This window comes from Halobiforma nitratireducens JCM 10879, from assembly GCF_000337895.1.
Classification (GTDB): domain Archaea; phylum Halobacteriota; class Halobacteria; order Halobacteriales; family Natrialbaceae; genus Natronobacterium; species Natronobacterium nitratireducens.
In genome coordinates this window covers 22,618-28,692 of record NZ_AOMA01000002.1, presented here as the reverse complement: position 1 = coordinate 28,692, position 6,075 = coordinate 22,618, and the positions used below count along the sequence as shown (strand labels likewise).

The following is a 6,075-nucleotide window of genomic DNA, read 5'->3' as shown; positions in this document are numbered from 1 at the left end:
CGCGTGCACGACAAGAAGTCCGTAATCGGCATCATCCGTGTTCGCTACCGCCTACGTCACGATCCTACTTCAACGTTCAAAGCTGAGTTAACATCTTAACGACAGCGCCCATCCTCCCTCGGCCCCTCCCTCGAGTCGAATGCGACCTGCAGTTCCGTCGTCGAAGCTGGCCGTCGTGCAGTCGGGTATCGCCACGTATCTGTTCGCTCTGGCACCGCTTGCCGCCGCGGCACTCTGGGGCGGCCTCTACGTCGTGAGCAAGTGGGGCTTCGATTCCGTACCGCCGCTGACGCTCGCGTTTCTCCGGGTCGCGGTCGGCGCGGCCGCGTTGCTCGTCGTGGTCCGTGCAACAGCACCGCCACGACAGTTCTCCCGGCGCGATCTGATGGGGTTTGCCGTGTTGGGGGTGGCCGTCGCCGCGTCGCTTGCGACCCAGTTTCTCGGGACCGCGCTGACGACCGCCAGTCAGGGGTCGCTCGTGACCGTCCTGACGCCCGTCTTCACCGTCTTGCTCGGAGTGACCGTCCTCGGCGAGCGGCTGTCCGGGCGGCTGCTTGCGGGCATCTCGCTCGCGACCGTCGGCACGGTCGTCGTAGTGACGGGCCAGTACGAGACGGCGGACCTGCTCGGGGCCGGGTCCGCGACCGCCGGGATCGGCATGCTGCTGATCGCGAGCGCGACGTGGGCCGTCTACACGGTCTTCGGCAAGCCGCTCATCGAACGCTACTCCGCTCTCGAGGCGGCGACCTACTCCTGTGCCGTCGCGGTGCCGGTCCTCGGCGCGCTCGTCCCGCTCGAGATCGCGACGACCGGAGCCTCGCTGCGGGCGATCGAGCCGACGCCGGGGCTGGTCGTCGCCGTGCTCTACCTCGGACTGCTCGGAACGGCCGCGGCGTGGTACCTCTGGTACAAGGGAATGGAGTACGTCGATGCCAGCGTCGTCTCGGCGTTTTTCTTCGCCCAGCCGGTCGTCGGAGCACTGTTCGGGGCGACGATGCTCGGCGAGTCGCCCGGCTCGCGGTTCGTCCTCGGGGGTGCGGTGATGGCGGTCGGAATCTATCTGGCGTCGACGACCCAAAGCGACGGCTGACTGTCCTTCCAGCCTCGTTCTCCACGCAGTGACCGTTCGGCTCCGACGAACTGGCGCTTTTGGAACGTGGGGACGAACGTAGGCCTAGCCGGCGCGGATCACGTCCGTCTCACGACCGAGCGGCGATGCTACCAGTCGGCGACGCGACCGTTCGACTGCTCGATCACTCGACGACACCACGACTCCCATGACTCGACCGATCTCCGGCCTCGACGACGTTTTCACATATCACGTACAGGAGCTGTACTACGTCGAGCGGCGACACGAGGACGTCCTCGAGCAGTTCGTCGCCGACGCACACAACGACGCGCTCCGGCGGGCCCTCGAGCACCACCGCGGGGAGACCCGGGACCAACGCGACCGCCTCGAGGACGTTCTCGATCTGGTCGACACCCCCGCGGAGGAACGCGAGCGACCCGCGTTCGACGGCGTCCTCGAGGAACACGACAGGTTCCTGGAAACGGTCGCGGTCGACGAATCGACGCCGGGAACCGCGGGCGATCCGGGCAACGACCCCAACGCAGACGTCGATCTACGCGACCTGCGGATTCTCACGACGGCAATCGAGATCGAACACCTCGAGACCGCCGGCTACGAGAACGCGGTGTTGCTCGCCCGGCGACTCGACCACCCTCGAGACATCCGGAAGCCACTCGACCGCAGCCGAAAAGAAGAGGACGGAATGGGCACGCAGTTGAAGGAAGTCGCAAACGAGTCGGCGGTCCGGAAACTCTTTACGCGGCTTACCGGCTGATCCCGGGGCCGTTCGGCCAGTCCGGGGTGAGACAGTACGGTCTCTCCGCTTTTCTTCGGCCCCACGCATTCCGGGTCCAGACAGGACGGCAGCGAGTCCCGTTCGTGTCCGATGGGTCAGCCCCTTCGATCCACACCGCACGCGGACGACACCGATCGAGGAACAGGGCGTCGTAATCGCCGGAGCGTCGTCGGGAATCGGTCTCACGACCGCGCGGATGGCCGCCGACCGCGGTGATCGGGGCACACTGGCCGCTCGTGGCGCGACGCGCTCGCGCCAACAGTCCCGTGTCCGTCCCCGTCGTGTCCCGGGCCCTGCAGGGACGTTGAATCGGTTACTGCTCCGCGTCGACGGCCGGCAACGTAAACGAGACCGTCGTCCCTTCGCCCGGTTCGGAGTCGACCCATATCTCGCCGCCGTGGCGCTCGACGATCCGCTCGCACAGGGACAGGCCGATCCCCGTTCCCGGATGCTCGTCGCGGCTGTGTAACCGGTTGAACACCTCGAAGATTCGCTCTTGATCCGCGGGAGCGATTCCGATTCCGTCGTCGCTGACGGAGACGACCCACGTACAGTCGTCGACATCGGCCCCGACACTGGCGTCGACGCGTCGAGCCGACACCTCGATCCGCGGCGGCCCGTCGCCGCTGTACTCGACGGCGTTGTCCAGCAAGTTCTGGAACACCTGCCGCAGCTGGTCGGCGTCACCCTCGACGACCGGCAGCGGACCGGCGTCGATCTCGGCGTCGGCTTCCGCGACCCGCATCCGGAGATCCCGCTTTGCCGCCGTCAGCACCGCCTCGAGATCGACCGGCTCGAAGGGGTCGCCGCGACTCTCGACCCGCGAATACTCGAGCAGCCCCTGGATCATCGCTTTCATCCGGTCCGCGCCGTCGACGGCGAACGCGAGGAACTCCTCGCCGTCCTCGTCGAGGTCGTCGCCGTACCGGCTCTCGAGGAGTTGCAGGTAACTCGAGACCATCCGCAGCGGCTCCTGCAGGTCGTGGGAAGCCGCGTACGCGAACTGCTCGAGGCGCTCGTTGGACTCCTCGAGTCGGGCGCCGACCTCCTCGAGNCCGGCTCTCGAGGAGTTGCAGGTAACTCGAGACCATCCGCAGCGGCTCCTGCAGGTCGTGGGAAGCCGCGTACGCGAACTGCTCGAGGCGCTCGTTGGACTCCTCGAGTCGGTCGACGACCTCCTCGAGTTTCCGCTCGCGTTCTTTCTGCTCGGTGATGTCCTGGGCCATGGTCATCCCGGCGAACACCTCGCCGCGCTCGTCGGTGATCGGAACCCCACGGACGATCCACTCTCGACCCGCGTACTCGAGTTCGACCGCCCGCTCTTCGCCCTCGAGGGCGGCCTCGAAGGCGGGCTCGAGCGCATCGGCCGTCTCCTGGTTCCAGGCCTCACGGAAATGCGTCCCCTCGATGTCGGCGGGATCGACGGGGGTTACGTCGAACCCCTGGCCCGCCGCCAGCGTATACTCCAGTTCGTGATCGAACAGCGCGACGATCCCGTTCGGAAAGTAGTCCGCGAGCGCGCGGTACCGACGCTCTGACTCCTCGAGTTCCCGTTCCTGTGCCTTCCGGTCGCTGATATCCCGGAAGTACACCGACAGCCCCGTCTCCGAGGGGTAGGCGTTGACCTCGAACCAGGTCTCGAGTGGCTCCGGGTAGTAAATCTCGAACGCGGTCGACTCCTGGCTCTCCATCGCTTGTTCGTACTCCTCGCGGAGCTTCGAGTCGGCCGCCCACTCGAAAGTCTCCCAGACGTTCTTCCCGATCAGGCCGTCCTCGGTGAAATCGATGAGTTGCTCGGCCCGGTCGTTGAGGTGGGTGAACTGCCATCGTTCGTCCAGGGCGTAGAACGCGTCCGTGACGCGGCCGAACACCTCCTCGAGTTCGGTCTCCAGGCGTTTTCGCTCGGTGACGTCGATGAGAATCCCCTCGAGGGCGACGAGTTCACCGTCCTCGAAGACGCCGCGGCCGTAGTCTCTGACCCACCGGACCTCGCCGTCGGCGGTCTCGATCCGATAGGTCTTCGAGAACGGCTCCCGGTCGACGACGGTCTCCTGGATCGAGACCCACAGCTCGTCGCGGCTCGTCTCGAGGATGACGTCGTCGCCGTAGGACACCTCGCCGCTCTCTATGGCCTCGGGATCGTACCCGGTGATGTCGGCGCAGGCGTCGCCGACGAACTCCATGGGCCACCCCCGCTCGTTCGCACAGCGGTAGACGACCCCTGGAACGTTGTCCATCAGCGTCGAGAGCTGTCGTTCTCGCTCGCGGAGCTCCGCCTCCATCTCCTTGCGTTCGGTACTGTCACGGAAGTAGATCGACAGCCCGGACCCGGACGGGTAGAGGTGTTCCCGGAACCAGGTATCGAGCGGCTCGTAGTACGCCTCCAAGGAGAGCTGTTTGCCGCGATCCATCGCCTCGCGGTAGCGTTCCTCGAACACAGTGTCGACCAGGGCGGGGAACTGGTCCCAGATCGTCGTCCCGAGCAGTCGGTGCTCGTCGACTCCGAATATCTCCTCGGCCCGCTCGTTTACGTGTGTAAACTCCCAGGCCTCGTCGACTGCCACGAACCCGTCCGTGACGCGACCGTAACCCTCCTCGAGTTCCGCTTCCGCTTTCGCTCTCGCTCTCCCTGTCGCTGTCGCTGTCGCTTCCGCTTCCGCTTCCGCTCGCCCGCCGTCCACGGCGTCCGTTCCTTTCCGGGCTGATCTCGCGAGTTCCGGGACCGACCGAGAGTCACTGCCCCTTTCGACTTCCCTGACGACGCCGACCGTTTTCCGACCGCCGTTCTCGAAAAGCGGGGTCAGCCTGATCTCACAGTCGACCACCCGACCGTCGGACCTGCGAAGGGGAGTCGCGAGAACGTCGCTTCGCTCGTCTTCGATCCCCGGCTCGTCCTCCCAGCGGCGACCCTCGCGTTCGATCCGATCGTACGCCTCGAAGACTCGAGCGGCGTGTTCTCCGGCGAGGTCGTCGCGGTCGTGGCCGGTCAACTCGAGGAGCCCGTCGTTGACGGCGACGAACCTGCCGGACTCGTCGAGCTGAAAGACGCCGTCGTCGATCGCCCGGAAGAGTGCTCGGAACCGCCGGTTGGCTTCCCCGGGCGGAGCGTCGACCCCGTCGCCCCAGAACCCTCCGTCCGAGGCCTCCGTCGGATCGGTCATGGCAGTACCACTAGCGGTCGAGTCGGATAAGTCCCGCCACGAAACCGGCTCCTTCTCGGTCCGCTCGTGATCCGGGCGTGGAGCGAGCTGAACCGAACCACGCTGTGCCGGAACGGGTCGACCGCGAACGAATAACGTTTAGTATCCCTCCCATGATTTGTGCTCACGATGAACGTTCGTCGAGCCGTGATCGTCCTCGCCGTGGTGGCGATTCTCCTTCTGGTCGGCGGCTATCTCGCCCTCGAGTTGGGAGCGTTGGAAACGGGAGGCGAACCCGTCGACGGCGGACCCGATTCCGACGCCGACCCCGACCCCACAGCCCTGTTCGCGAGCGCGTTCGTCCACGCCGAGGACCTCGAGAACGTCCACGGCGAGCGGACGACCGAACTCGACATCGAGGACGGCCCCGACCGCGAGACGACCCGTACCCAGCGAGTCGAAATCGTCGAACGACCGTACGTCGAGTACCGCAGTGAGGTACTCGACTCCGACGAGTCGGACCGAATCGGCGACATCTACGTGTCGAACGCGTCGGTCTCGTGGTGGTACGATCCCGACGCGAACACCGCGAGCTACTACCCCGTCGACGACCCATTCGACGACGAGGCCGTCCGCACCGACCGCGCCGAACACGCCGAGCACAAGCAGGACCTGTACGATCTCGAGTATCTGCGAACCGAGACTGTCGCCGACCGCGACGCCCACGTGCTCTCGGTCGAAGCGAAAAACGAGACCGTCGCGGAGGGGCTGTCGGTGCTCGTCGGGGATACCGAGTTCGTCTACGCTCTCGAGACAGTCGACCCGGACGACAAACTGGTCGTCGACGAGCAGCGCCTCTGGATCGACGCGGAGTACGAGTATCCACTGAAAGAACAGGTCGTCGTCAGAGACGAGAACGAAGCGGACGACGACGATCGGTATCTGTACGTCATGTCCGAACAGTTCGAAACAGTGACGTTCAACGACCCGAGCATCGACGGCGAGACGTTCGCGTTCGACCCGCCCGAGAACACGACCGTGACTGACCTAAGCGAGTGACGACGCGATCG

General features: G+C 65.7%; 3 protein-coding genes and 2 pseudogenes. 4 read left to right on the top strand and 1 reads right to left on the bottom strand.

The window, feature by feature from the left end; translation table 11 throughout:
• Positions 1-139 precede the first annotated feature (139 nt).
• The 3 genes and pseudogenes from C446_RS00130 to C446_RS19710 all read left to right on the top strand — a co-directional run.
• Positions 140-1,090, top strand: coding sequence for a DMT family transporter (locus C446_RS00130; RefSeq protein ID WP_006671002.1), 951 nt, complete (start codon positions 140-142; stop codon positions 1,088-1,090).
• 187 nt (positions 1,091-1,277) lie between these two features.
• Complete coding sequence (locus C446_RS00125) at positions 1,278-1,844, top strand: YciE/YciF ferroxidase family protein (RefSeq protein ID WP_006671001.1); 567 nt, start codon at positions 1,278-1,280, stop codon at positions 1,842-1,844.
• 154 nt (positions 1,845-1,998) lie between these two features.
• Positions 1,999-2,103, top strand: a pseudogene (locus C446_RS19710) (SDR family oxidoreductase); the annotation flags it as partial.
• Positions 2,104-2,178: 75 nt separating this feature from the next.
• On the opposite strand, the pseudogene C446_RS19705 reads toward C446_RS19710, so the two are convergent.
• Positions 2,179-5,026 (bottom strand): annotated as a pseudogene (locus C446_RS19705) (PAS domain-containing sensor histidine kinase).
• A gap of 168 nt (positions 5,027-5,194) precedes the next feature.
• Here C446_RS19705 and C446_RS00100 point away from each other — a divergent pair.
• Positions 5,195-6,064, top strand: a complete 870-nt coding sequence (locus C446_RS00100) for a LolA family protein (protein WP_049919939.1) — start codon at positions 5,195-5,197, stop codon at positions 6,062-6,064.
• The last annotated feature ends 11 nt before the right edge of the window (positions 6,065-6,075 follow it).